22 protein-coding genes and 5 tRNA genes are annotated in these 24,711 nt (G+C 59.5%); 10 read left to right on the top strand and 17 right to left on the bottom strand.

Annotated elements, in window-relative coordinates; translation table 11 throughout:
• The first annotated feature begins 10 nt into the window (after nucleotides 1-10).
• Complete coding sequence (locus AB4N44_RS27145; protein WP_460111321.1) at nucleotides 11-1,702, top strand: Hsp70 family protein; 1,692 nt, start codon at nucleotides 11-13, stop codon at nucleotides 1,700-1,702.
• Here AB4N44_RS27145 and AB4N44_RS27140 read toward each other — a convergent pair.
• The 12 genes from AB4N44_RS27140 to gltX form a co-directional block, all read right to left on the bottom strand.
• On the bottom strand, nucleotides 1,699-4,401 hold the full coding sequence (locus AB4N44_RS27140) for a DUF805 domain-containing protein (protein ID WP_460111324.1): 2,703 nt from the start codon (nucleotides 4,399-4,401) through the stop codon (nucleotides 1,699-1,701). The two genes, AB4N44_RS27145 and AB4N44_RS27140, sit on opposite strands and share 4 nt — an antisense overlap.
• Nucleotides 4,398-5,093 (bottom strand): DUF1266 domain-containing protein, encoded by a 696-nt coding sequence (locus AB4N44_RS27135; RefSeq protein ID WP_460111327.1) that lies wholly within the window; start codon nucleotides 5,091-5,093, stop codon nucleotides 4,398-4,400. The genes AB4N44_RS27140 and AB4N44_RS27135 overlap by 4 nt, the downstream gene beginning before the upstream one ends.
• Nucleotides 5,094-5,281: 188 nt before the next feature.
• On the bottom strand, nucleotides 5,282-5,728 hold the full coding sequence (locus AB4N44_RS27130; RefSeq protein ID WP_127926572.1) for an Hsp20 family protein: 447 nt from the start codon (nucleotides 5,726-5,728) through the stop codon (nucleotides 5,282-5,284).
• Nucleotides 5,729-5,849: 121 nt separating this feature from the next.
• Complete coding sequence (locus AB4N44_RS27125; protein ID WP_150773990.1) at nucleotides 5,850-6,809, bottom strand: tRNA dihydrouridine synthase; 960 nt, start codon at nucleotides 6,807-6,809, stop codon at nucleotides 5,850-5,852.
• Between the two features lie 158 nt (nucleotides 6,810-6,967).
• A complete protein-coding gene (locus AB4N44_RS27120) occupies nucleotides 6,968-7,417 on the bottom strand; it encodes an acyl-CoA thioesterase (RefSeq protein ID WP_127926571.1) in 450 nt (149 codons plus the stop codon).
• Between the two features lie 46 nt (nucleotides 7,418-7,463).
• Complete coding sequence (locus tag AB4N44_RS27115; protein WP_150773989.1) at nucleotides 7,464-8,297, bottom strand: alpha/beta fold hydrolase; 834 nt, start codon at nucleotides 8,295-8,297, stop codon at nucleotides 7,464-7,466.
• A gap of 30 nt (nucleotides 8,298-8,327) precedes the next feature.
• The gene (locus tag AB4N44_RS27110) at nucleotides 8,328-8,867 is read right to left on the bottom strand and encodes a TetR/AcrR family transcriptional regulator (protein ID WP_007913421.1); all 540 of its coding nucleotides are present in this window, start codon (nucleotides 8,865-8,867) and stop codon (nucleotides 8,328-8,330) included.
• Nucleotides 8,868-9,049: 182 nt separating this feature from the next.
• Nucleotides 9,050-9,125, bottom strand: a tRNA-Glu gene (locus AB4N44_RS27105).
• Between the two features lie 80 nt (nucleotides 9,126-9,205).
• Nucleotides 9,206-9,281, bottom strand: a tRNA-Ala gene (locus AB4N44_RS27100).
• Between the two features lie 53 nt (nucleotides 9,282-9,334).
• Nucleotides 9,335-9,410, bottom strand: a tRNA-Glu gene (locus AB4N44_RS27095).
• Between the two features lie 79 nt (nucleotides 9,411-9,489).
• Nucleotides 9,490-9,565 (bottom strand) — tRNA-Ala (locus AB4N44_RS27090).
• A 203-nt stretch (nucleotides 9,566-9,768) separates the two neighbouring features.
• A complete protein-coding gene (gltX, locus tag AB4N44_RS27085) occupies nucleotides 9,769-11,250 on the bottom strand; it encodes a glutamate--tRNA ligase (RefSeq protein WP_077571914.1) in 1,482 nt (493 codons plus the stop codon).
• 227 nt (nucleotides 11,251-11,477) lie between these two features.
• On the opposite strand from gltX, the gene AB4N44_RS27080 reads away from it, so the two are divergent.
• The gene (locus AB4N44_RS27080) at nucleotides 11,478-12,527 is read left to right on the top strand and encodes an HlyD family secretion protein (protein WP_316917955.1); all 1,050 of its coding nucleotides are present in this window, start codon (nucleotides 11,478-11,480) and stop codon (nucleotides 12,525-12,527) included.
• Complete coding sequence (locus AB4N44_RS27075) at nucleotides 12,517-14,067, top strand: MDR family MFS transporter (RefSeq protein WP_160039034.1); 1,551 nt, start codon at nucleotides 12,517-12,519, stop codon at nucleotides 14,065-14,067. The genes AB4N44_RS27080 and AB4N44_RS27075 overlap by 11 nt, the downstream gene beginning before the upstream one ends.
• Before the next feature lie 114 nt (nucleotides 14,068-14,181).
• Here the strand turns inward: AB4N44_RS27075 and uvrB are convergent, their stop codons facing one another.
• The gene (gene uvrB / locus AB4N44_RS27070) at nucleotides 14,182-16,197 is read right to left on the bottom strand and encodes an excinuclease ABC subunit UvrB (protein ID WP_007913411.1); all 2,016 of its coding nucleotides are present in this window, start codon (nucleotides 16,195-16,197) and stop codon (nucleotides 14,182-14,184) included.
• A 337-nt stretch (nucleotides 16,198-16,534) separates the two neighbouring features.
• Between uvrB and AB4N44_RS27065 the strand changes: the two genes are divergently transcribed.
• The gene (locus tag AB4N44_RS27065) at nucleotides 16,535-17,731 is read left to right on the top strand and encodes an amino acid aminotransferase (protein ID WP_038363598.1); all 1,197 of its coding nucleotides are present in this window, start codon (nucleotides 16,535-16,537) and stop codon (nucleotides 17,729-17,731) included.
• Between the two features lie 222 nt (nucleotides 17,732-17,953).
• Complete coding sequence (locus tag AB4N44_RS27060) at nucleotides 17,954-18,154, top strand: hypothetical protein (protein ID WP_016983541.1); 201 nt, start codon at nucleotides 17,954-17,956, stop codon at nucleotides 18,152-18,154.
• On the opposite strand, the gene AB4N44_RS27055 is transcribed toward AB4N44_RS27060, so the two are convergent.
• The gene (locus tag AB4N44_RS27055) at nucleotides 18,151-18,381 is read right to left on the bottom strand and encodes a hypothetical protein (protein ID WP_127926567.1); all 231 of its coding nucleotides are present in this window, start codon (nucleotides 18,379-18,381) and stop codon (nucleotides 18,151-18,153) included. The genes AB4N44_RS27060 and AB4N44_RS27055 overlap by 4 nt on opposite strands.
• A 219-nt stretch (nucleotides 18,382-18,600) precedes the next feature.
• Between AB4N44_RS27055 and AB4N44_RS27050 the strand changes: the two genes are divergently transcribed.
• A tRNA-Asn gene (locus AB4N44_RS27050) sits at nucleotides 18,601-18,676 on the top strand.
• A 144-nt stretch (nucleotides 18,677-18,820) separates the two neighbouring features.
• On the opposite strand, the gene AB4N44_RS27045 is transcribed toward AB4N44_RS27050, so the two are convergent.
• Nucleotides 18,821-20,344 carry a nucleobase:cation symporter-2 family protein gene (locus AB4N44_RS27045; protein ID WP_460158142.1) on the bottom strand — a complete coding sequence of 508 codons (1,524 nt, stop codon included), beginning with the start codon at nucleotides 20,342-20,344 and terminating at the stop codon, nucleotides 18,821-18,823.
• A gap of 210 nt (nucleotides 20,345-20,554) precedes the next feature.
• Between AB4N44_RS27045 and AB4N44_RS27040 the strand changes: the two genes are divergently transcribed.
• The 3 genes from AB4N44_RS27040 to AB4N44_RS27030 are packed head-to-tail and all read left to right on the top strand — an operon-like array spanning nucleotide 20,555 to nucleotide 22,280.
• Nucleotides 20,555-21,049, top strand: coding sequence for a PAAR domain-containing protein (locus AB4N44_RS27040; protein ID WP_102900938.1), 495 nt, complete (start codon nucleotides 20,555-20,557; stop codon nucleotides 21,047-21,049).
• A 49-nt stretch (nucleotides 21,050-21,098) separates the two neighbouring features.
• The gene (locus AB4N44_RS27035) at nucleotides 21,099-21,848 is read left to right on the top strand and encodes a hypothetical protein (RefSeq protein WP_460111331.1); all 750 of its coding nucleotides are present in this window, start codon (nucleotides 21,099-21,101) and stop codon (nucleotides 21,846-21,848) included.
• Nucleotides 21,849-22,280 carry a DUF4952 domain-containing protein gene (locus AB4N44_RS27030; protein WP_127926565.1) on the top strand — a complete coding sequence of 144 codons (432 nt, stop codon included), beginning with the start codon at nucleotides 21,849-21,851 and terminating at the stop codon, nucleotides 22,278-22,280.
• On the opposite strand, the gene AB4N44_RS27025 is transcribed toward AB4N44_RS27030, so the two are convergent.
• Entirely contained in the window at nucleotides 22,262-23,104 is an 843-nt protein-coding gene (locus tag AB4N44_RS27025) for an arylamine N-acetyltransferase family protein (RefSeq protein ID WP_460111334.1), read from the bottom strand. The two genes, AB4N44_RS27030 and AB4N44_RS27025, sit on opposite strands and share 19 nt — an antisense overlap.
• 101 nt (nucleotides 23,105-23,205) lie before the next feature.
• On the bottom strand, nucleotides 23,206-24,000 hold the full coding sequence (locus AB4N44_RS27020) for an exodeoxyribonuclease III (protein WP_150773982.1): 795 nt from the start codon (nucleotides 23,998-24,000) through the stop codon (nucleotides 23,206-23,208).
• A gap of 129 nt (nucleotides 24,001-24,129) precedes the next feature.
• Between AB4N44_RS27020 and AB4N44_RS27015 the strand changes: the two genes are divergently transcribed.
• Nucleotides 24,130-24,711 (top strand): GNAT family N-acetyltransferase, encoded by a 582-nt coding sequence (locus tag AB4N44_RS27015; protein WP_160039028.1) that lies wholly within the window; start codon nucleotides 24,130-24,132, stop codon nucleotides 24,709-24,711.

The raw sequence follows: 24,711 nt of genomic DNA, 5'->3' as shown, positions 1-24,711 counted from the left end.
GAGATCTGTCATGCAGGATGCATCCCTCCCCCGCCCGGCTCTGCTGGGCATCGACCTTGGCACCACCAACAGTCTGATCGCCGTCTGGCAGGACGGTCAGGCCCGCCTGATTCCCAACGCTCTGGGCGATGTGCTGACGCCCTCGGTGGTCAGCCTCGATGAAGACGACACGATTCTGGTCGGCAAAGCCGCCCGCGCCCGCCTGACCACGCACCCGGAACGAACCGCTGCAGCATTCAAGCGTTTCATGGGCAGCGACAAACAAGTCCAGCTCGGCGCACGTCAGTTCAGCCCCGAAGAGTTGTCGGCGCTGGTGCTCGGCTCACTCAAGCAGGACGCCGAAGCCTTTCTCGGCCACCCGGTTGCAGAAGCGGTGATTTCCGTCCCGGCGTATTTCAGCGACGAACAACGCAAACGCACGCTGTTTGCCGCCGAACTGGCCGGGCTCTCGGTGACACGCCTGATCAACGAGCCGACCGCTGCGGCCATGGCTTACGGGCTGCATGAGCAGAAATTCGAACGCACGCTGATCTTCGATCTGGGCGGCGGCACCTTCGATGTCACGGTGCTGGAATACGCTTTGCCACTGATCGAAGTGCACGCCTCCACCGGCGACAACTTTCTCGGTGGCGAAGACTTCACCGCCGCGCTGTTGCAGGCCTGCCTGAAACACTGGCAACTGACCCCGGCCATGGTCGATGCGCAAAGCATGGCCAGCCTCGGTGATGCGCTTGAGCAGCTCAAATGCAAACTCGGTGAAGGCATTCAAAAACTGAGTTGGCGTCACGCCGACAAGACGTTTGAATGGTCTCTGGACGAAGCGGCGGCGGTAAAAATCTGGGAGCCGCTGCTGGCGCGTTTGCGCGCGCCGATCGAACAGGCCTTGCGCGATGCTCGCCTCAAACCTCGCGACCTCGACAGCCTGGTGCTGGTCGGCGGCGCCACGCGCATGCCGGCAGTCCAGCAAATGGTCGCCACGCTGTTCGGACGCCTGCCTTACCGGCATCTTGATCCGGACACGATTGTTGCGCTGGGGGCGGCGACGCAAGCGGCGTGCAAGGCGCGTGACGGTGCGGTTGAAGAGTTGATTCTGACGGATGTCTGCCCGTATACGCTGGGGATTGCGACCATGCGTGGCGAAGACATCAAAGGCGCGTTCTCGCCCATCATCGAACGTAACACCATCATTCCGACGTCAAGGGTGGAGCGCTATTACACCACCCAGCCTAAGCAATCGCTGCTGCGCATCGCCGTCTATCAGGGTGAACGGCCGTGGGTTTGCGACAACATTCTGATTGATGCTTTCGATGTGACGTTGACGCCCACTGAACACATCCAGGAGCTGGATGTACGCTTCAGCTATGACATCAACGGTTTGCTCGAGGTGGACGTCACCCTGCTCGAAACCGGTGAGCGCCACAGTCACAGCATCGACCGCAGCCCCACCGGTCTGAATGAGCAAGCACGTCGCGACAGCCATAACCGGCTGTCGACACTGAAAGTCCATCCGCGCGATGCGTTGCCCAACCGCACGTTGCTCGCCCGTCTGGAGCGGGCATGGATGCAAAGCCTCGGCACGCAACGCGAGCACATTGCCGAATGGTTGCACAACTTCACCACCGTGCTCGGCGGCCAGCAACCCTCGGAGATTGCCAGCCATCGCTCAGAGCTGAACAAGGCGCTGGATCAACTGCGCCTCTAGCCGTTGAGTCGCCGCAAGGCAGCCTGCAAGCCGCCGGACAGCATCTCGGAATCGCCGCTGTCCGGCGGCACACCATAGCGGTTGGGCAACTTGTCACCGGCAAGCCCGAACAACACCAACGGCAAAAATGGCAGAACCGGCGTCAGCGCCATGAAGATCAGCAACGTCGGAATGCCCCGGCCCATGTCGTGCAAGCGGCGCAGAATAGCGCCGAACACCAGCAGCACGCCCAATAGCAGGATAAGAATGCCTGCGCCCGTAGTGCCACTGATCAGACCTGCCACCGGAGCAATCACCAAACACCCCAAGACCTGAGCGATAAAAGCCTTGCGCCCCAACCGCGAGCCGAGACGCCAGATCGCTCTCGCCGGTACCGGCTGCACATCGCTTTTCGCCAACAGTAATCGTTCCGACCAGGACAATATCGCGCACAGGGCCAGGCGCAACCCGACACTGTTCTGCACATCGTCCTTGCCCTGTTGCAGTTGGCGCAGGACGCGCGTTTTCGGCACCCCGGCAGCGCCATAGCGAATCAAGCCCTTGAGCGCGTCCAGCGCCTCGTACGCCAGCAGTTTGTCGACGCCAAAATCGGTCAGCACTTTGCGCGGCGGCCACACCGGTTCGCCCTTGATCAAGCCGTCGCGGAAGCCTTCGAACCAATCGTCCTCGCAGCTGACCGCCGCGATCGACTGCAACAATGCACGATGCTGTTCGGCACTCAGGCTCGGGTCGTGATAGAGCACGCCCCAGAACATCATCAAACCCAGCAAATCATCGCCGCATGCCGCACGATCACTTTCGAGGCAGGTGTAAAGCAGGGTATTGGCCGGCAATCGCGCGCTGTCGAGTGCCTGCTGTACGCTGAACAATTGCTGCACCAACAAGCCGTGCACCGGGTCACTGCCCTGCAGCCATCCGAGCAAGCCGGCGCAGTGGCCTTGCTCACGCTGCAAGCGCCGCAACAAAGGTTGCAGGCGACTCAAGGGATGGGCCGGATTGAAAGGCAGGCGCTCCACGCACTGCGCATCCATCATTTGCAGCCAGCGTTCGGGTTGTTCCAGCAATGCCAGCAAGAACAAGGTCTGCGCGTGCCACTCCCAGGTGGCCTCACCCAGCCCGACCGGCGGCAACTGAATCCCGCGACGGCTCAACTGCAGAATCAAATCGAGTTCGGACAAGTCGCAATCATCTTTGACCGCGGCCAGCGTGAACGCGTCTGCCAGTCGTTCCAGCGCAGCGTCGCTGTAAGGCCGCAAGCGACACAACCACAGACGACAGACTTTGTGCGGCTCACCTTTTGTCAGCACCTGCGGCAATGGCCGGGCACTTGAATGCGCATCGCAGAAAGCACTCATGGCCAGCGCTATCGGTGCCTCGTTCAGCCAGAGCAGGTGTTGCGCGGCCTGATACTTGAATCCGCTCATCACCAGGCTTTCGAGGGCATCAATGGGCAGCGGCGCATCCACAATCTGCTGCAACAACGCCGTATCACCCCGATGCAGCGCCCAGGCGTGGCGGTACAAATGCAGCAATCGGCTATCGGAATTTTCGCCCAGCAATTGCGCGAGCAAGGGCAGCTCATCACCGCTCATGCGCCAATCGACAAAGCTTTGCGCAAGGCTCTCAAGCTTTAACCGTCCGACACCCAGCCAGCGGTTCAGCGTCTCGGGGTGTTGTGACGGACAGCCATACACCTGGGTGTCATCGCCAAGATCCTCTGGCCAGTCACAGACGCCCTGCAGGCGATCGAATGCCTGAATCAACAGGGGCAGAAAAGTCGGCTGGCGCTTGGCGCAGAGCTCCAGCAGACGACTTTCCGCCATCGGATGGCGATGCTCGTTCCACAGCCGGATCCAGCACGGCAATGCCTGATCGTCCCGGCCCAGCAGACTGCTCTGACAGGCCAACAGGTAAAGCCAGTCGACATCATCCGGTGCAGCAAGCTGCTGTTCGACACAGCACTGCAAAAACGTCGGGCCGCCGATACCTGCCTGAGTGAACTGCACCAGCAGCCGCTTGAGGAACGCGGCATCCTCCGGCAACGGCAGGCAGGTGTGCTGACTGGCGAAGTCGGCGAACTCCTGCAGTGGACGCTGGTTGAAGATGAAGTCGAGGCTACGGGCGTACCACAGCGATTCAGTCTGGGCTGCCTCTGACCATGTGCTCATCAGATCCGTATCAAACGGGTCCGGCGTTTCGATTCGCTGGAGAAAGAACCCCACCTGATGTGCGTCGTCGAAGCCCAGATCCAGCAACTGTTGATCCCAGGCCATACGCTTGGCCAACAGATTCGCGCAGCGGTACGACAACGGACCGGCGTCGGCCATCCGGTGGTACAGGCCCCAGCTGACTTCATCGAGCACGTCCAGCGACAGCTCATCCAGCCCTCGGACAAATACCTGCCACGCGGCGAAATTGAACCGACGCGCGGGATCATCCAGCAGCTCGCAAAAATCCCCGAACACCGGAGGGACCTCAACGACAGTCTGTTCTGAGGCTTGGGACTCGTACTCGTCCTCGGGCTCTTCTTCCTCGTCTTCACGCGCCAGACGCAGGGCGTTTTCGTAGGCCGCGCGCAGCGCCTGGAAGCCTTGCGGGTCGGTCTCCGGATGATGCGCCGGCAAACGTGCGCGGTAGGCGTTGCGGATAAGGTTTTCGTCGTTAGTAGGCTCGATGCCCAGGCGGATCCAGCAACTCATGACCAGTCGAACTCCTTGAGCGATGCCGGGCGCGGCGGCAAATCAATTTCCATGTGCCACGGCAAATCAGCAAGGAACTGGGGAATGTTCTCGGCAAGGCCACGGGCAATCCGCACGTTAAGGGCGTTGGCGCCTTGTCGATCGAGTTCGCGCGCCAGCTTATCGTCGCTGGCGCTCAGGCAGGACCAAAAGGTCCGGCCCACGACAAAGCCGTCGAAGTAAGCCATCCAGCTACCGTAGTGAAATTGCGCTCTGAGGGCCAAACGACTGTGCAGCCAATTGCTTTCGTCCAGGTCGACCCACTGATTGCGCACCGCGCAACGCAAGAGAAAGCCCATGCGGCCATAGTCCCAGGACAAAATCCCGCCCGGCCCGCAACTGCCGAACGTGCGACTGGCAAACTCATGCAGGATGCGTTCGCGGGGACTCAGGTCGTCAAGCAGAGCCTGCCATTCACTTGGCAGACAACGCTGCCACGCCAAGTAGGCCGCGCTGAGGTGCTTGGCATGGCCGTCGTCGGTCATCCGTACGAGCATGTCGAACAGCTGGCCACGGTCATCGATCCCCCAACTGTCCTTCAGGTCGATGTAGCGATCGTCGCAGAACGCGGGGTCGTCGTAGCTGGCGCCGGTATTGATCGCCGCCATGGGTGCAGACAGGGCGCACAGCCAGCGCTGTTGAATCTCGTCCATGAAAAAAGGCTCCAGGCCGACCGGTGAGGAATGGGGGTCGGCAAAACTGCCGCGGATTGTAGAGAAACCGCCGCCAGTGGCAAAGTCGAACAACGGTTTTCTTGCGCGCACAAAAAAGGCCCCGACGTATCGGGGCCTTCATTCAGCGGCTCATCGCCGGTTCAGGCGATTGTGTTGCGGCTCATGACTCAGTGCTGCAACGCCGGCTTCTGCGTCCCGTTGATCGGGATGCGTTTGGCTTTCGCTTCTTCCGGGATCACGCGCAACAGGTCGATGCTCAGCAGACCGTTTTTCAGATCGGCAGCCTTGATCTCGATGTGATCGGCCAGACGGAAGGACAGCTTGAACGCACGCTGGGCGATGCCCTGGTGCAGGAAGGTCACGCCTTCGTTGGCATCACGCTTGCCACCACTGATGGTCAGCACACCTTTTTCGACTTGCAGCTCCAGGTCATCTTCCTGGAAACCGGCGGCGGCAACGACGATACGGTACTGGTCATCACCGTGCTTTTCGACGTTGTAAGGTGGGTAGCTGCTGCCTGGCTCGTTGCGCAGGGCAGTTTCGAACAGGTCGTTGAAACGGTCGAAACCTACCGAGGAACGGAACAGTGGCGCGAGGGAAAATGCAGTACTCATGGTTCAAATCTCCTGAAAACAATCAGCAAGTTTTTTTGACTCCGCGACCCGAATTCGGCATCGCGTAACCCTTAGATAGGGACCGCTGAAATGATTTCAAGAGACTATTTGCAGATTTTTTTCAGGCCGCTTCGGCGACCGGCAGACCGAGCAAACGCGAGACGTGATCCGGTTCCGTCTCACGGCGCAGAACAGTGAACAGCTCGGTGGCCTCGGGATAATTGCGCGTCAGCATCGCCAGCCATTGCTTCAATCGGCCCGGCGATTGGCGGGAGGTCATCTGCGCTTTGGCTTGCAACCAGAAGTCCTGGATCAGCGGCATCAGCTCGGCCCACGTCATCTCGACCACTTCTTCGCCAGCGCGGGCGGCAGCGATCTGCTTGGCCAGATCCGGGCGCGACACCAGACCGCGACCGAGCATGATGTCCTCCACGCCACTGATCTCGCGGCAACGACGCCAGTCTTCGACGCTCCAGATATCACCGTTGGCGAACACCGGGACTTTGACCACGTCCTGCACACGCGGAATCCACTCCCAGTGTGCGGGCGGTTTGTAGCCATCCATCTTGGTTCGGGCGTGAACCACAATGTGCTCGGCGCCGCCCTCAGCCAATGCCGTGGCGCAGACCAGCGAACCGTCGGGGCTATCGAAGCCCAGGCGCATTTTCGCAGTCACAGGAATATGCGCGGGTACGGCGCGGCGCACGTGTTCGACGATCTGATTGAGCAGTTCCGGCTCTTTCAGCAGCACGGCGCCGCCACGGGATTTGTTCACGGTCTTGGCCGGGCAGCCGAAGTTGAGGTCGATCACTTCGGAGCCGAGTTCGCAGGCCAGCGCAGCGTTTTCCGCCAGGCACACCGGGTCGGAACCGAGCAATTGCACGCGCAATGGCACACCGGACGCGGTGCGCGCACCGTTGAGCAGCTCCGGGCCGAACTTGTGGAAATAGGCCGGCGTGAGCAACTGATCGTTGACCCGAATGAATTCGGTCACGCACCAGTCGATGCCGCCAACGCGGGTCAGCACGTCGCGGAGGATGTCGTCGACCAACCCCTCCATGGGCGCCAGAGCAATTTGCATGGGAAAACACTACTTGAAGAAAAACGTGCGGCAGTTTACTGGATATCGCAAGAAATCGCAGAAACCTTGTGGGAGCGAGCCTGCTCGCGATAGCGGTGTGTCAGTGAGGCATATGTCGGCTGACACACCGCTATCGCGAGCAGGCTCACTCCTACAGTTTAGATTCGGGCAGATTCCGGGATCTGGATCGCCGGGCCATAGCCCTCGATGAACTCGGCCGGCATGCGCTTGGGCTTGCCCGTGGAGAGTTCAATGCAGACAAACGTGGTTTGCGCGCGCAGCAGCGTGGTGTTGTCGCTCGGGCGCTTGAGCTGGAAATGCCGGGTCATCTTCAGACGCTGATCCCAATCAACAATCCACGTCGCCAATTGCAGCTCATCGCCCTCATAGGCCGCAGCCAGATAATCGATCTCATGGCGCACCACGGCCATCGCCCGATCCAGTCGCCGATACTCGACCAGATCCAGGCCCAGACGCTGCGAGTGGCGCCAGGCGCAGCGCTCGAGCCAGGTCACGTACACCGCGTTATTCGCGTGGCCCAGCCCGTCGATGTCCTCGGCGCCTACTTGCAGATCAATGGTAAACGGCGTTGCCCGATCCCAGCCCATGCCCCACTCCCGGTCAATGTATTCAACCGGGGCAGTGTAACGGAGCTCAGGCCGATTGGCGCGCCTGAAGACTGCGGCCGGCCAGCAGTGATAACACGCCATCAACCACTCGAGGGTCGGCCAACACACGCTGATGACCGCCGCCTTCAAGGCGCAACAGGCGACTGTCGAACCAGGATTCGTGGATCAGTTGCGATTCCTTGACCGAGACGAAGTTGTCGTCCTCGGCATGCACGATCAGGCCGGGCATATCCAGTTGATAGTGGGCAACGTCGAGAGTCGCGGCGCGCATGCCGACATCTTGTTCGACCTGGCGAATGAAAGCGGAACGGGCCCGAGGCGGCATACCAACGTAGCGAGCAAATCCGCGCAGTACGCCAAGAATGCGCGCAGGCGCGGCGATGCTGACGAGGGTTTCGGTGCGCAAGCCCAATTGCACGGCGAGCATGGCGCTGGCGCCGCCCATGGAATGACCGATGACCGCTTGCAGTGGCGGCAACTCGGCAGCCGCTTCGAGCATCGCCCGGGCGAACAACACGACATTGGCTTCACGCCCCGGCGAACGTCCGTGGGCCGGACCATCGAGCGCGACGACGGTATAACCGGCGTCGACCAGCGCGGTGATCAGCGCGGCGAACTGAGTTGGCCGCCCTTCCCAGCCGTGCATCAGCAACACCGCCGGGCCTTGGCCCCAGCGCAGCGCCGAGAGACCGAAGCGCAAAGTGATCCGCTCGGAACTTGCCAGCAGCGGCAGCTCCCAATCGCGCAATGGCAGCGCGCGCGGCGTCATGAACGCCAGACGCATTTTGCTCGCAACCCGTTTCGGTGCAATCCAGCCCAAGGTGCCATTAACGCCACGAATCCACTTCAACGTGTTCATCGCTCTCTCCTCAGGCGTGTTGCCTTCAGGTCAACGCACCGCCGACTTGGCAGCGCGCAGCAATCGATCGGATAAATCTCCCGGGCCGAGCGCTCTTGCGAGTGCCAGACCACCCACCATCAAGGCCACATCGGCCAAGGCTTTGTCGGTGTCCTCAGGGCTGGACGCCAACTGCGCAATCATCAATTCCAGGTGCTCGTTCAGCGCGATGCGGAACGACTCCGGCAAACGGCCCAATTCGCCGATCGAAGCTGGAATCGGACATGCCGCGTCACTGGAATCACGATGCTTGCGCGACAGGTAGAACGCAGCGACCAGGGCGCGGCGCTCTTCGCCGGTCAGTTCGGCATCCATGTCGGCAATCAGGTCGCGGCGGCGGCCGAGCAATTGCTTGAACGCTTCGAGCATCATTGCGTCCTTGCTTTCGAAGTGCGCGTAGAAGCCACCGACTGTGAGGCCGGCTGCGCCCATCACTTCGCCCACGCTCGGGTCAGCCGGGCCACGCTGAATCAGTGCGGCGCTGGCAGCCTTAAGGATGCGTTCGCGGGTTTGAGCTTTTTTATCGTTCATCGTTGCCTCCGAATATTACGACTAGAATATTATTCGCATAATAATATTCTGCAAGTCAAGGATATGACCGCTGGTCTGAAGCACAGTGTAAGGAAAAAGGAGAGTTGGCCAAACGCCAGACAAACAAAAGGGCCATTCAATAATTGAATGACCCTTATAAAATCCCGCAGAGCGGGTAATCGTGGCGTCCCCTAGGGGACTCGAACCCCTGTTACCGCCGTGAAAGGGCGGTGTCCTAGGCCACTAGACGAAGGGGACACAAACCTTCTATACAACTGATCAGCGCTGAGAACTGATCGATTCAAGGCCGGTGTGGCCAGACCTTGAACGTGTAAAATTGGTGGAGCTTAGCGGGATCGAACCGCTGACCTCCTGCATGCCATGCAGGCGCTCTCCCAGCTGAGCTAAAGCCCCGGATTTTTCGCCTCGCGGCGGAGCGACATCTTGCAACATCGCTTCTGTAAAACTGGCGTCCCCTAGGGGACTCGAACCCCTGTTACCGCCGTGAAAGGGCGGTGTCCTAGGCCACTAGACGAAGGGGACGCAAACCCTTCTATACAACTGATCAACGCTGAGTGTTGATCGCTTCGAAGCCGGTGTGGCCAGGCTTCGAAGTGTAAATTGGTGGAGCTAAACGGGATCGAACCGTTGACCTCCTGCATGCCATGCAGGCGCTCTCCCAGCTGAGCTATAGCCCCTCATCGTTGATGTCATCGCTGAGGACGGGGCGAATCTTAAGGGCGTATCGAAAGCCTGTCAAACTTATTTTTGAAATTTTTCAAAGTTTTTCGTCGGCATAACAATCACTTACCGCCCTCCCCCGTAAATTCGGGGGGAAAAACGCCGAAGGCCGGAATCAAAAGATCCCGGCCTTCGGTGGTTCCTGCAGAGTCAGGCGTGCTTAAGCGATAGCGCCCAGCAGCTTTTCCCACTCTTTGTTTTCTTTCTTCGACACGCCGCCCAGTAGGTCAATCGCCTGACGCAGACGATAACGGGTCAGGTCCGGGCCAATGATTTCCATCGCATCGAGCACCGACACCGAACTCGCCTGCCCGGTGATCGCGGCAAACATCAATGGCATCGCATCGCGCAATTTCAACTCCAGCGATTCGACCACTGCCTGAATCGTCGCGGTGATGTTGTCCTTCTCCCACTGACGCAGGCTTTCCAGCTTCCACAGGATCAACTGCATCAACTGCCGAACCTGATCGCCGGAGAGTTTCTTCGATTCGAACAACTTGGCATCCGGATTGACGCCACCAGCGAAGAAGAACCCGCCCAGCGGTGCAACCTGACTGAAGGTTTCGACGCGACCCTGAACCAGCGGCGCGATCTTCATCATGTATTCCGGGTTCAATGCCCAGGTTTGCAGACGGCTGGCGAACTCTTCCACCGGCAGATCACGCAGCCACTGGCCGTTGAGCCACGACAGCTTCTCGATGTCGAAGATCGGCCCGCCAAGGGACACACGCTTGAGGTCGAAATTGTCGACCATTTCCTGCAGCGAGAACTTCTCGCGCTCGTCCGGCATCGACCAACCCATGCGACCGAGGTAGTTGAGCATCGCCTCAGGCATGAAGCCCATGCGCTCGTAGAACGTCACCGAGGTCGGGTTCTTGCGCTTGGACAGCTTGCTCTTGTCCGGGTTACGCAGCAGCGGCATGTAGCACAGCTCCGGTTGTTCCCAGCCGAAGTATTCGTAAAGCAGGATCAGTTTTGGCGCCGATGGCAGCCACTCTTCGCCGCGCAGCACGTGGGTGATGCCCATCAAATGGTCGTCGACGACGTTGGCGAGGAAGTACGTCGGCAGGCCGTCGGTCTTCATCAGCACTTGCATGTCCATGCGATCCCACGGGATCTCGACATCGCCACGGAGCATGTCCGGCACCACGCAAACGCCTTCACTCGGCACTTTCATGCGGATCACGTGCGGTTCGCCGGCAGCCAGACGGGCGGCGACTTCTTCCTTCGACAGCAGCAGCGCGCGACCGTCGTAACGTGGAGTTTCGCCGCGAGCCATTTGCTCGGCGCGCATCTGATCCAGCTCTTCAGCGGTGCAGAAGCATGGGAACGCATGGCCCATGTCGACCAGTTGCTGGCAGTACTTCTGGTAGATCTCGCCGCGCTCGCTCTGCCGGTATGGACCGTGCGGGCCGCCGACGTCCGGGCCTTCGCTCCAGTCGATACCCAGCCAGCGCAGGGCGTCGAAGATCTGCTGTTCGGACTCGCGGGTCGAACGCAACTGGTCGGTGTCTTCGATCCGCAGGATGAACTCACCGCCATGCTGCTTGGCAAAGCAGTAGTTGAATAATGCGATGTAAGCGGTACCTACATGGGGATCCCCGGTAGGCGATGGCGCGATGCGAGTGCGGACGGTGGTCATGGCATGTCTCGAAAAGAATGAAAAGCAAAACAATCAAGCGGCGAATGGTAACAGGCGACACCCGCCCCGCTCCAGCAGGCAGGGCATTTAAGCCAAGTTTGCCTCTGGAACGCCGGTAAGTCGTGGTGAATGGGCAAATATCAGAGGATGGCATTTACCGTTTATCGGCTGTATGCCAGATTCGCCTGCTGATAACTTTCCTTACAATTCCTGACTACAGTTTGCCCATGCCTGCCCAACTCAAGCGTCGCCTGTTGATTTTCCTGCTGCTCGTCCTGCTGATCGCCGGGGGCTTTTTCGCCCATTGGTTTTTCAAGGGACGCTTCTATGAAAGCACCGACAACGCTTATGTCCAGGGCGAAATCACCCGTGTGTCGAGCCAGTTGAGCGCGCGCATCGACGAAGTGCTGGTACAGGACAATCAGCACGTCGAAAAAGGCCAGTTGCTGGTGCGCCTCGAACCCAATGATTTCCGCCTGGCCATCGATCGCGCCAATGCCGCCCTCGCCACCCGCGAAGCGGAACGCCTGCAAGCGCAAAGCAAATTGACTCAGCAAGCCAGTCTGATTGCTTCCAGTGATGCGCAAGTGGCAACCACCCAAGCCACCCTCGGCCGCTCGCAGATGGATTTGTCGCGTGCCGAAACCCTGCGCAAACCCGGCTATGTTTCCGAAGAACGGGTGACCACCCTCTCCGCCGACGCCCACATTGCTCGCTCGCAAGTGGCCAAGGCGCAGGCTGATGCGCAAGGCCAGCGCCAACAGGTCAACGCCCTGAACGCGGAAATCAAACGCCTCGACGCACAGATTGCCAACGCCCGCGCCGATCTCGCGCAAGCCGAACTCAACCTGACCCGCAGCGAAATCCACGCGCCGATCAGCGGTCTTGTCGGCCAGCGCGCCGCGCGCAATGGTCAAGTGGTGCAGGCCGGCGCTTATCTGCTGTCGATCGTCCCGGACGAAGACATCTGGGTGCAGGCCAACTTCAAGGAAACCCAGATCGGTCATATGCAACCCGGCCAAAAAGCCGAGCTGACCTTCGATGCCTATGGCGATACGCCGATCGAAGCGCGGGTCGATAGTCTGTTCGCCGCGTCCGGCGCGCAGTTCAGCCTGCTGCCGCCGGACAACGCCACCGGTAACTTCACCAAAGTCGTACAGCGGATTCCGGTGAAACTGACTTTCAAGGCCGACAACCCGCTGCACGGCAAGATCCGTCCGGGCATGTCCGTCACCGCCACCGTGAACATCAAAGACGCCCCGGAAAATGGCCGGTGATTCGCTGATCCGCCCGGTCGGCGAGCCGACCCGGCGCGACTGGATTGCGGTGATGAGCGTGATGCTCGGCGCCTTTATGGCGGTGCTCGACATTCAGATCACCAACTCGTCGCTGAAAGATATTCAGGGCGCACTGTCGGCGACGCTGGAAGAAGGCTCGTGGATTTCCACCTCGTATCTGGTCGCGGAAATCATCATGATCCCGCTGACCGCGTGGCTGGTGCAGCTGCTGTCGGCGCGCCGTCTGGCGGTGTGGGTGTCGCTGGGCTTTCTGCTGTCATCGCTGCTGTGCTCGATGGCCTGGAGCCTGGAGAGCATGATCGTCTTCCGCGCCATGCAGGGTTTCACCGGCGGCGCGCTGATCCCGCTGGCGTTCACCCTGACCCTGATCAAACTCCCCGAACACCACCGCGCCAAAGGCATGGCGATGTTCGCCATGACCGCGACCTTCGCGCCGTCCATCGGCCCGACGCTGGGCGGCTGGCTCACGGAAAACTGGGGTTGGGAATACATCTTCTATATCAACATTCCGCCGGGCCTGATCATGATCGCCGGGTTGATGTACGGACTGGAAAAGAAAGCAGCGCACTGGGAATTACTGAAAAGCACCGACTACACCGGCATCCTCACGCTGGGCATCGGCCTCGGGTGCTTGCAGGTGTTTCTTGAAGAGGGCCATCGCAAGGACTGGCTGGAATCGAGCCTGATTGTGACGCTGGGCAGCATTGCGCTGGTGAGTCTGATCACCTTTGTCATCGTGCAGATCTCCAAACCGAATCCACTGATCAACTTGGGAATCCTGCGCAATCGCAACTTTGGTTTATCGAGTATTTCCAGCCTGGGCATGGGTGTCGGACTGTACGGTTCGATCTATTTGTTGCCGCTGTATCTGGCGCAGATTCAGAACTACAACGCCCTGCAGATCGGCGAAGTGATCATGTGGATGGGCGTGCCACAGCTGTTTCTGATTCCGCTGGTGCCGAAGCTGATGAAGTTTGTTTCGCCGAAATGGCTGTGCACGCTGGGGTTTGGTTTGTTTGGTCTGGCGAGTTTTTCGTCGGGGGTGCTTAACCCGGATTTTGCCGGGCCGCAGTTCAATCAGATCCAGATCATCCGCGCACTGGGCCAGCCGTTGATCATGGTGACCATTTCGCTGATCGCCACGGCGTACATCCTGCCGCAGGATGCGGGGTCGGCGTCGAGTCTGTTCAATATTCTGCGTAACCTTGGCGGTGCGATTGGCATTGCTCTGCTGGCGACGCTGCTGGATGCGCGCACCAAGACTTACTTCGATTATCTGCGTGAAGCGGTGGTGCCGACCAATCCGCAAGTGGCCGAGCGACTGGCATCGATGACCGATCGGTTTGGCAGTGACACGGCGGCGTTGGGCAAGTTGAGCGAGATCGTCCATCAGCAGGCGGCGATCATGGCTTACAACGATGCGTTTCACTTTGTCGGGATTGCGTTGGGGATCAGCATGCTGGCGGTTTTGTTGACCAAAAAATTGCCACAAGGATTGAAGGCTGGGGAGTCTCATTAAGACCGAGTCGCCGCCATTCGCGAGCAGGCTCGCTCCCACAGGGGATTTGTGAACGACACAATTCCAATGTGGGAGCGAGCCTGCTCGCGAAGAGGCCCTGTCCGGCGCTAGAGATCAAACAGCCAATAGCCGCTCGCGCAGCTTGGCAATCTCATCGCGCATCTGCGCCGCCGCTTCAAACTCCAGATCCCGCGCCAGCTGATACATCTTCTCTTCCAGCGCACGAATGCGTTTGGTGATCTCGCTCGGCGAGCGCAGTTCGGCTTCGTATTTGGCGTTCTCTTCGGCCGCTTTGGCCATGCCTTTGCGCTTCTTGCTGCGCGAGCCTGGCACGGTGGCGCCTTCCATGATGTCGGCAACGTCCTTGATCACCCCGCGTGGGGTGATGCCGTTTTCCAGGTTGAAGGCGATCTGCTTGTCGCGACGACGCTCGGTCTCGCCAATCGCTCGCTCCATCGAACCGGTCATGCGGTCAGCGTAGAGAATCGCCCGACCATTGAGGTTACGCGCCGCCCGGCCGATGGTCTGGATCAGCGAGCGCTCGGAACGCAGGAAGCCTTCCTTGTCCGCATCAAGAATCGCCACCAGCGACACTTCCGGCATGTCCAGGCCTTCACGCAGCAGGTTGATACCCACCAGCACGTCAAAGGTGCCGAGGCGCAGATCACGGATGATTTCCACGCGCTCGACGGTGTCTATGTCCGAGTGCAAATAACGTACGCGCACACCGTGGTCGGCGAGGTAATCGGTAAGGTCTTCGGCCATGCGCTTGGTCAGCGTGGTGACCAGCACCCGTTCCTCGACCGCCACACGTTTGCTGATTTCCGAGAGCAGGTCGTCGACCTGAGTCAGCGCCGGCCGCACTTCTACCTGCGGGTCGACCAGACCGGTCGGCCGCACCACTTGCTCGACCACGCGCCCGGCGTGCTCGGCTTCGTAGTTGCCTGGTGTCGCCGAGACAAAAATGGTCTGCGGGCTGACCCCTTCCCACTCGTCAAAACGCATTGGCCGATTGTCCAGCGCCGACGGCAAACGGAAACCGTATTCAACCAGTGTTTCCTTACGCGAACGGTCGCCCTTATACATCGCGCCGACCTGCGGCACGCTGACGTGGGATTCGTCGATCACCAGCAAAGCGTCGGCCGGCAGATAATCGTAGAGCGTTGGCGGCGCGGCACCGGCCGGACGCCCGGACAGGTAGCGCGAGTAGTTTTCGATACCGTTGCAGTAACCCAGTTCGAGGATCATTTCCAGGTCGAAACGGGTGCGCTGTTCAAGGCGCTGGGCTTCCACCAGTTTGTTGTTGCTGCGCAGGTATTCGAGGCGTTCCTGCAGTTCGACCTTGATGTGTTCGATGGCGTCGAGCAGGGTTTCCCGTGGCGTCACATAGTGGCTCTTCGGGTAAAAGGTGAAGCGCGGCATCTTGCGGATGACTTCGCCGGTCAGCGGGTCGAATGCGGAAATGCTTTCGACCTCGTCATCGAACAGCTCGATGCGGATCGCTTCCAGATCGGATTCCGCCGGGTAAATGTCGATGACATCGCCGCGCACACGGAAGGTCGCGCGGGCAAAATCCATGTCATTGCGGGTGTACTGCAAGTCGGCCAGACGCCGCAGCAGCGCACGCTGATCGAGCTTGTCGCCGCGATCAACGTGCAAGACCATCTTCAAATAGGTTTCCGGGCTACCGAGACCGTAGATGCACGACACCGTGGTGACGATGATCGCGTCCTTGCGCTCGAGCAGCGCCTTGGTCGCCGACAGACGCATCTGCTCGATGTGGTCGTTGATCGATGCATCCTTCTCGATGAAGGTGTCGGACGACGGCACATAGGCTTCGGGCTGGTAGTAGTCGTAGTAGGAAACGAAGTATTCGACGGCGTTGTTCGGGAAAAACGCCTTGAACTCGCCGTACAACTGCGCAGCGAGGGTCTTGTTCGGCGCCAGCACCAGGGTCGGACGCTGAATCTGCGAGATGACATTGGCGATGCTGAAGGTCTTGCCTGAGCCGGTCACACCGAGCAGCGTCTGGTGCGCCAGCCCGGCCTCGATGCCCTCCACCAATTGGCGGATGGCCTCCGGTTGATCGCCGGCGGGCTCGAAGCGGGTGACGAGCTGGAATTCGGACATATACACCTCTGGGATCGCGGCATTCCGAGCAAAGCGGAGCACCACGGGGACGACCGCAAACGACCGGTGTCGCGCAAGAAAAAACCTGGATTGTGCTCAATGTGGTGGCGATTGCCCGCTCTTTCAAGGCAAACGTCCTACATCCGCTAAAGACTCTGACACGAGCAGTCGACTAACGGTCAAGAAATAATCGGAAAAACTTACCCTAAAAGCCGAATCGCCTGTCGCCATTGTTCCGTAATGGCCTCTATACTAGCTCCCCGTTTGTGCACCGCTCTAGTGCATCCGGCTGGAGCGCGACACGTCCCTCCATTCTCCATTCAGAGCCGCCGCAATAATGAGCCTGTTCTCCGCTGTCGAAATGGCACCCCGCGATCCAATCCTGGGCCTCAACGAAGCATTCAACGCCGATACCCGGACCACCAAGGTCAACCTGGGCGTGGGTGTTTACTGCAACGAAGAGGGGCGAATTCCACTTCTGCGCGCCGTGATCGAAGCCGAGACGATTCGCGTCGCTCAACACGCTTCGCGCGGTTACCTGCCGATCGATGGCATCGCTGCCTACGACCAGGCCGTGCAAAAGCTGCTGTTCGGCAACGACTCGCCGCTGATCAGCGCCGGTCGCGTCATCACCACTCAGGCCGTCGGCGGGACCGGCGCCCTGAAAATCGGTGCCGACTTCCTCAAGCAACTGCTGCCGAACGCCGTTGTGGCGATCAGCGACCCGAGCTGGGAAAACCACCGCGCGCTGTTCGAAACCGCCGGTTTCCCGGTGCAGAACTACCGTTACTACGACGCTGCCACCCACGACGTTAACCGTGCCGGCATGCTCGAAGACCTCAACGCCCTGCCGAACGGCTCGATCGTTATCCTCCATGCGTGCTGCCACAACCCGACCGGCGTCGACCTGACCCCGGCGGACTGGAACAACGTACTGGAAGTGGTTAAAGCCAAAGGTCACGTGCCGTTCCTCGACATGGCTTATCAGGGTTTTGGCGACGGTATCGACGAAGACGCCGCTGCCGTGCGCCTGTTCGCTGAATCCGGCCTGACCTTCTTCGTTTCGAGCTCGTTCTCCAAGTCGTTCTCGCTGTACGGCGAGCGCGTGGGTGCGCTGTCGATCATCAGCGAATCGAAAGAAGAAAGCGCGCGCGTGCTGTCGCAGGTCAAACGCGTGATCCGTACCAACTACTCCAACCCGCCGACCCACGGTGCAAGCATCGTTGCTGCGGTGTTGAACAGCCCGGAACTGCGTGCGCAGTGGGAAGCGGAACTGGCTGAAATGCGTTTGCGCATTCGCGGCATGCGTGAGCAGATGGTTGCCCTGCTGGCCGAGAAAGCACCGGGCCGCGACTTCAGCTTCGTTGGTCGTCAGCGCGGGATGTTCTCCTACTCTGGCCTGACCACTGAGCAAGTGCATCGCCTGCGTAACGAGTTCGGCATTTACGCACTGGATACCGGCCGTATCTGTGTGGCAGCGCTGAACCAGAGCAACATCAAGGCTGTGACGGATGCGATTGTTCAGGTCATCTGATCTCGCCGCGTGATGAAAAACGGGAAGCCTTGGGGCTTCCCGTTTTTATTTGTCCCGGATAACGCCCCACACCCTCTAGACTGCACACAAATCAAACTGTAGGAGTGAGCCTGCTCGCGATAGCGGCGTGTCAGGTAATGAATCTTCGGCTGACACGACGCTATCGCGAGCAGGCTCACTCCTACAGGGATTGAGTACACCTTGGAATTTGCGAGAAACCACATGAAAAACGACAACCTGCGCGCCGACCGTGACGACCTGGATGATTTCATCCCCCGCGCCTCGGCCAAACGCGAAAAAAGCCTGGTGCTGCAAGTCGCCGCCGGGGTGTTTCTGGGTGGCCTGGCGCTGTGGCTGGTGCAACTGGCAGCCACTGCGGCCTACGCCAAACTGATGCTGGGCACTATCACCTTCGGCAGTTAAGCCAGTTCAGTCGCGCGCTGAGTCGCGGCATCGTCATAGACGACGTACAGCGATTCGGCGATCTGGCTTTTGATCGCCTTGGTGCTTTCAAGACCCAGGACAAAACCTTCAGCCTTACCGCCCGCGCGGTTCAATTCCTCGGCGGTACTGGCCTGGGTGATTGCATCCAAGAGTTTTTCGGCGTGGGGGCCGACGCCTTTGGGCAAGCTGATTTGCGCGATGCTCATGCGAACACCTCGTTGTTGCGGATTGACTGCTTCATGGCACGTACCTTTGCGGCGAATGGCCGGCAGCGCGTGTGACCACTTCCGGGCGGCCATGGTAGACCTCTGCTACGGTTCTGGTAACCGCCAATCGCTGACAAACCGCCATCCATCCCGAAAATTCACTCATTTTTGCAACCGGTGCTTGACTTCTCTTTTTGAATCAGTAACATACGCACCAATTCCGCAATAGCTCAGTTGGTAGAGCAAATGACTGTTAATCATTGGGTCCCTGGTTCGAGTCCAGGTTGTGGAGCCAAATAGCAAAGCCCCTGAATCGAAAGATTCAGGGGCTTTTTTGTGGGCGCTCGAAAAGATCAAAAAGATCGCAATCTTTTGATCTCGAAATGAAAAGGGCCGATCTGCAACAAACAGATCGGCCCTTTTCTATTCCATTACAGCGTCAGACATGCTCGCTGCTTTTCACCTGCACCTTCGGCGCACCATGCCCATGATCGTGATCATCCCGTTCGATCACCGGCACTTCCTTGCCGTCGCAGTCATGCAGCTTGCCGTCGCTGAAGTAATCACCTTCACGCAGCGCCGCCAGATCGCGATAACGCAGGGTGCGCTCTTCCGCTGCGGCAAATACCGACTGTTGATCCGAGTTACCGGCGGTGAAGTGGTTGAACGCCAGGTTGAGCAGGATCGCCATGATCGCCGACGAGCTGATGCCCGAGTGGAAAATGGTCGCGAACCAGCTCGGGAAATGATCGTAGAAGTTCGGCGCAGCAATCGGGATCATGCCGAAGCCGATCGAAGTAGCGACGATGATCAGGTTGACGTTGTTGCGGTAATCAACTTTCGACAGCGTACGGATGCCGCTTGCCGCCACGGTACCGAACAGCACGATACCGGCACCACCGAGCACCGAAGTCGGCACAGCCGCGATGACCCGGCCCATGAACGGCAGCAGGCCAAGGATCACCAGGAAGATACCGCCCGTAGCGACCACGTAACGGCTCTTGATCCCGGTGACCGCCACCAGCCCGACGTTCTGGGCGAAAGCGCTCTGGGTGAACGAGCCGAAGATCGGCGCAAACATGCTCGACAGCATGTCCGCCCGCAGACCGTTGCCCAGGCGCTTGGAATCGACCTTGGTGCCGATGATTTCACCGACCGCCAGAATGTCTGCCGACGTTTCTACCAGCGTCACCATGACCACGATGCACATCGACAGGATCGCGGCGAAGTGGAAGGTTGGCATACCGAAATGGAACGGCGTCGGGAAGCCGAACATCGGGCCGGTGGTGACGTTGGAGAAGTCCGCCATGCCGAGGAACACCGCCAGCACCGTGCCGATCACCATGGCCAGCAGGATCGACAGACGCGAGATGGTCGAGCTCCCGACCTTGCTCAGCAGCAGCACCAATACCAGCGTGACCGCCGCCAGACCGATGTTCTGCATGCTGCCGAAGTCCGGCGCGTGGCTGTTGCCGCCCATCGCCCAGCGTGCGGCCACTGGCATCAGCGTCAGGCCGATGGTGGTGATCACGATACCGGTGACCAAGGGCGGGAAGAACTTGGTAATTCGCGAGAACACCGGCGTGATCAGTAAGCCAATCAACGACGCCGCTATCACCGCGCCGAGCACAGATTGAAAGCCGCCCTCCCCACCACTGCTGACGATCGCGACCATGGTCGCCACGCCGGAGAACGACACGCCCTGCACCAGCGGCAATTGACAGCCAAAAAACGGTAGACCCAGGGTTTGCAGCAGTGTCGCCAGCCCCCCCGCAAACAATGAAGCAGCAATCAACAAACCTATGTCTGCCGGCGACAGGCCGGCCGCCTGGCCGATGATCAGTGGCACCGCAACGATACCGCCGTACATGGTCAGAACATGTTGCAGGCCGTAAGCCATATTCGCGCCGACCCCGAGATTTTCGTCCTCGGGCCGTTGGTGTGAAACATGGGGCGTTTTCATGGTGGGGGGTTCCCTGGTTTTTGTTATGCGCACACTGTATTCAAAACTCGCGACAAGTGTCCATGGTTTTGTATACAAAAAAACAGCGGAGGGTTACTCATCACTCAAACGGCCTGACCACTTGAGTGCTCCCCTATCACGTGGCAGGATCAAGCACCATGCCGTACGGATTAATGGATGCCCGCTGCCGGGCAAGAAAAGGACATCACCATGAGTGGAAAGCCCGCTGCACGCGCAACAGATGCCACGACATGCCCTGCCCATGCGGCACAGAAAATAGTTGCCGGCTCCCCCGACGTATTCTTCGATGGTTTGCCAGCCGCGCGACTCGGCGACCCCGCCTCTTGCGGCAGCTCCATCAGCGGCAACATTTCCGCGACCGTTTTCATCAATGGTAAAAACGCCGCCACGCAAGGCAGCCTGGGCAGCCACGGCGACGTTATCGTCGGCGGTTCCGGCACCGTCATCATTGGCCAGAGCGGCGGTGGCGCAGCGATCAGCCCCGTTCCGCCGATCAACTTGGGTTTCGACGAACAGTTCACGTTGCTGGACGCCGATGGCGAGCCCGTACCCGACTTCGCTTACAAGATCACCACCGCGTCGGGCAAGGTAATCCGCGGTGTCACCAATGAGCGCGGACTGACTCAAAGAGTGTCGACCCGCGCGAGCGAAATGCTGCATCTGGAGCCTGACGACCTAGCCTGAGCAGAAAAAAACCAGCGGCTGAATTCACCTGAAAGGAGCTGTAACCAGCATGGCGCAGGCAATCCTCAACAATAACCAGGCTCCCTCGAACCGACAGGGTGGCAGTACGCATCCGGCGGTCGTTGTCACCAAATACACCAAACGGGCTGACGAAAACGGTTGGCTGAGTGTCAAACTCGAGCCTAAGGGCACACTTGTCGCCCTCTGCGAATACACCAAAGTGACCTTCACCAAGGAGTCCGGTGGTCGAACCTACTTCCGGATTGCCGACGGCAATTCGGAGTTCGTCGGGCAGACGGCCAGCCTGAAAACCGAAAATGCCGTGAAGTACCTGATGGACACCCCGCCCACAGCGCCGGCCACCGTTAAGGTCAAGTACACCGGAGCACCGGCCCATGCGATATCGGAGTTCAAAGGCAAACTTCTGCAGCAATGGGCACAGGTCAGCTTCAATGGAAAAACGGCGAAGGTGACGCTGAACAGCCAGTGGGGCGGCGAATTTACCCCGATTCCTCCCGGACGCCACCGGATCATGGCACCCGACCGCTCCCACGGAAATATCTCCACAGGTGGCTACAAGGCACAAGGTAATCTGCATTGCACCGACGTCTGGTTTCCAATCGAACTGCAAGGCACAAAAGGCAACAGCAGCCGTTACATCCATGTCGGTCATTTGTCCGACGGCTGTGTCACCTTTTATGAGCTGATCAAATGGAACGATGTCTACGACTACCTGATCTGCCGGCGAGTCAAAGGTGAAGGCGGGAAATATGTCGGTGAATTGCTGGTGGAGAAATAATTGAAACGGTTGCTACTTATCCGATTGATACCCGCGCTGTTGCTGGTCATTGCCAGCAGTGCCAGTGCCAGTGCCGACTTTGGCTGTGATGACTTTCTGTCGAAGCTCGCAGACAAGCCATCGTTTGTTGAATTCAAAGGCTGCACACAGGCGCTTGATCGCATGGGCCAGCCATTTTCCGCCAGCTATGAAGTATCCGGGGCCAATGCTTCGAAAGCCGAACAGTACCTTGAACAGCACTTCGGGATTTCGCCGATCACGCGCGCCTGTTGTGTCTGGGACTCGACCCAAAATGGATTCAGAGATCCAGCAACAGGCATCAACTACCTGATCAGCATTGGCTCAGAGGAAACAGAGGTCAGGCAACGGGAGTCGTGGGCGAAGATCAATCGCTTCACGATCCAAGTCGATGCTTACGCTGAGGATCCCTGACCAGGCTGGATAAGGTGTCCGAGCACCGGCCTTAACAACTCTGGGCGCGCGACACGTATCCCGAACTCAACCTCAAGCAGATCGAGTAGATCCTCGACGTCCGCGACCTCACGCCGCTTGCTTTCGGCGCCCATTCGATGCACAGCGAAGCTGCCGTTGTTCAGCGTCTTGCGCCAGCCCTCCCCGGTGCGCGCCACCATCAGACGCTGGCTGAACAGTGACTCAGGGTGAGTCGAGACATACCAATTGCCGACGGTGTAATCGATGTCTTCCTGGCGTTGCAGGTCGAACAGGTACATCGGCCGCCATTCCCCCGCCACGTTGGCACGCAGCATGTAGCCGTCGGCCTGTTTTTCAATGCGATAAGGTTCGTGTGGCGTTGGTTGCTCCGCTTCGGTGTCGAGCAGCAGCGGTGCAGTCGGCACCATGCCACCAAAACCGACATCGGTGATGTAGCGCACATCGTCGATGGTCACCAGACTCAAGCGGTGCGTGCGCGCCGTCCAGCTGCCTTCCGGCTGATTCATCACCACGCGCCCGCTGATAGCGCGTACGTCGAAGCCCAGTTCAAGCAACAAGGCAAAGAACAGGTTGTTGAGTTCGTAGCAGTAACCACCACGGCCACCGACGAGGATTTTTTCTTCGATGGACGGCAGATCGATCAACACCGGAGCACCGGTAATCGTCGCCAGGTTCTCGAATGGAAACACGCCGGTGTGGCGCAATTGCAGAAGGCGCAAGGTCTCGAGTGTCGGTGCTGGTGGCGTTTCGAAACCGAGGCGTTGCAGGTACAGCTTCAGATTCGTCAGGCGTGGCTCACTCATTGCTCGATCCTTATGCATGGGGCCGCAGGTCACTGCGTTGATGGTCGCCATGTATACGGGATCGGGCACTGTTTTCGACAATTGATTTCGCCAATCGCCCGCTAGCGTTTCTTGCGTGAACCGATACGAATCCACGTCGGCGCATGGTCACTGGCGTGCGGTTCGTTGCGCACCCAGGCGTCTACGCCGGCCTCGTGCAGATAGGGACTCAGCGCCGGGTTGAGCAGCAGATGATCGATGCGCAGCCCGGAGTTGGTTTGCCAGTGCTGGCGAAAGTAATCCCAGAACGTATAGAGGCGATCCTCGGGATACAGATGCCGCAGCGAATCGGTCCAGCCCTGATCAAGCAAACGCTGATAACACTCGCGACTCTCGGGTTGCAGCAACGCATCCTTGAGCCAGGAGCGGGTGTTGTAGATGTCCATGTCGGTGGGCACGACGTTGTAATCACCGGCCAGCACCACCGGGTGATCGCTGCCTTGCAGGTCTTTCGCATAGCTGATCAGTCGTTCGAACCAGGCCAGTTTGTAATCGAATTTCGGTCCGGGCTGCGGGTTGCCGTTGGGCAGGTACAGGCACCCGACCAGAACGCCGTGCACCGCTGCTTCCAGATAACGGCTGTGCTTGTCAGCGGGATCACCCGGCAAGCCGCGTCGACTTTCCAGCGGTTGCGCATCGCGGGCGAGAATCGCCACGCCGTTCCACGCCGCCTGCCCCTGCCATATCGCGCCATAACCGGCAGCTTCCAGTTCGACGGCGGGGAACGCCGTGTCGACAGATTTGAGTTCTTGCAGGCAGGCGATGTCCGGTTGCTCGCGTTTGAGCCAATCCAGCAGATTCGGCAACCGCGCGCGCAGGCCGTTGACGTTGTAGGTGGCGATCCGCAGGTTTTTCATCGGCTGAGGCTCCTGCCCATGGGCTGTGAAAATTGTGACCTCGTGAACATCGCCACGGTTGCATCGGATCCACCCGCTGCGGCGTAATAGGCGCTCGCCATTCGCCCGCACTGCCGAGACCGCAATCCCATGTCAACCACGCTGCAAGGTCAGCGCATCCTCTTGCGCCCGCTTCAGTATTCAGATGCCGCCGCCCTGCTCCACGCTGCCGCCGACGGCGAGTTGTGGAACCTCACCGTCACGGTCGTGCCGTCGGCCAGCACCGTCGACAGCTACCTGAAAAAAGCCCTCGATGGCCGTGACGCTGGCACGGTCATGCCGTTTGTCATTGTCTTGAAAGACACTGGCGAAGTGATCGGCTCAACGCGCTTCTGGAAGATCGACCCGCTCAATCGCAAGCTGGAAATCGGCAGCAGCTGGATTGCGGCACGCTGGCAGAAGTCCTTCGTTAACACCGAGGCCAAGTACCTGATGCTGTGTCACGCCTTCGACGTGCTCGATTCCGTGCGGGTGCAGTTCACCACCGACGAGAATAACCAGAAGTCACGCAATGCGATTCTGCGCCTTGGCGCACAGCAGGAAGGCATCGTCCGTCATGAGCGGATCATGCCGGACGGGCGCAAGCGCAATTCGGTACGGTTCAGCATCATCGACGACGAGTGGCCGCAGGTGCGTCTGCACCTGGAACAGAAACTCGCCGGCGACCGGTAA

The organism is Pseudomonas sp. S3_C06 (assembly GCF_054667675.1).
This window is presented reverse-complemented; position numbering and strand designations above follow the sequence as displayed.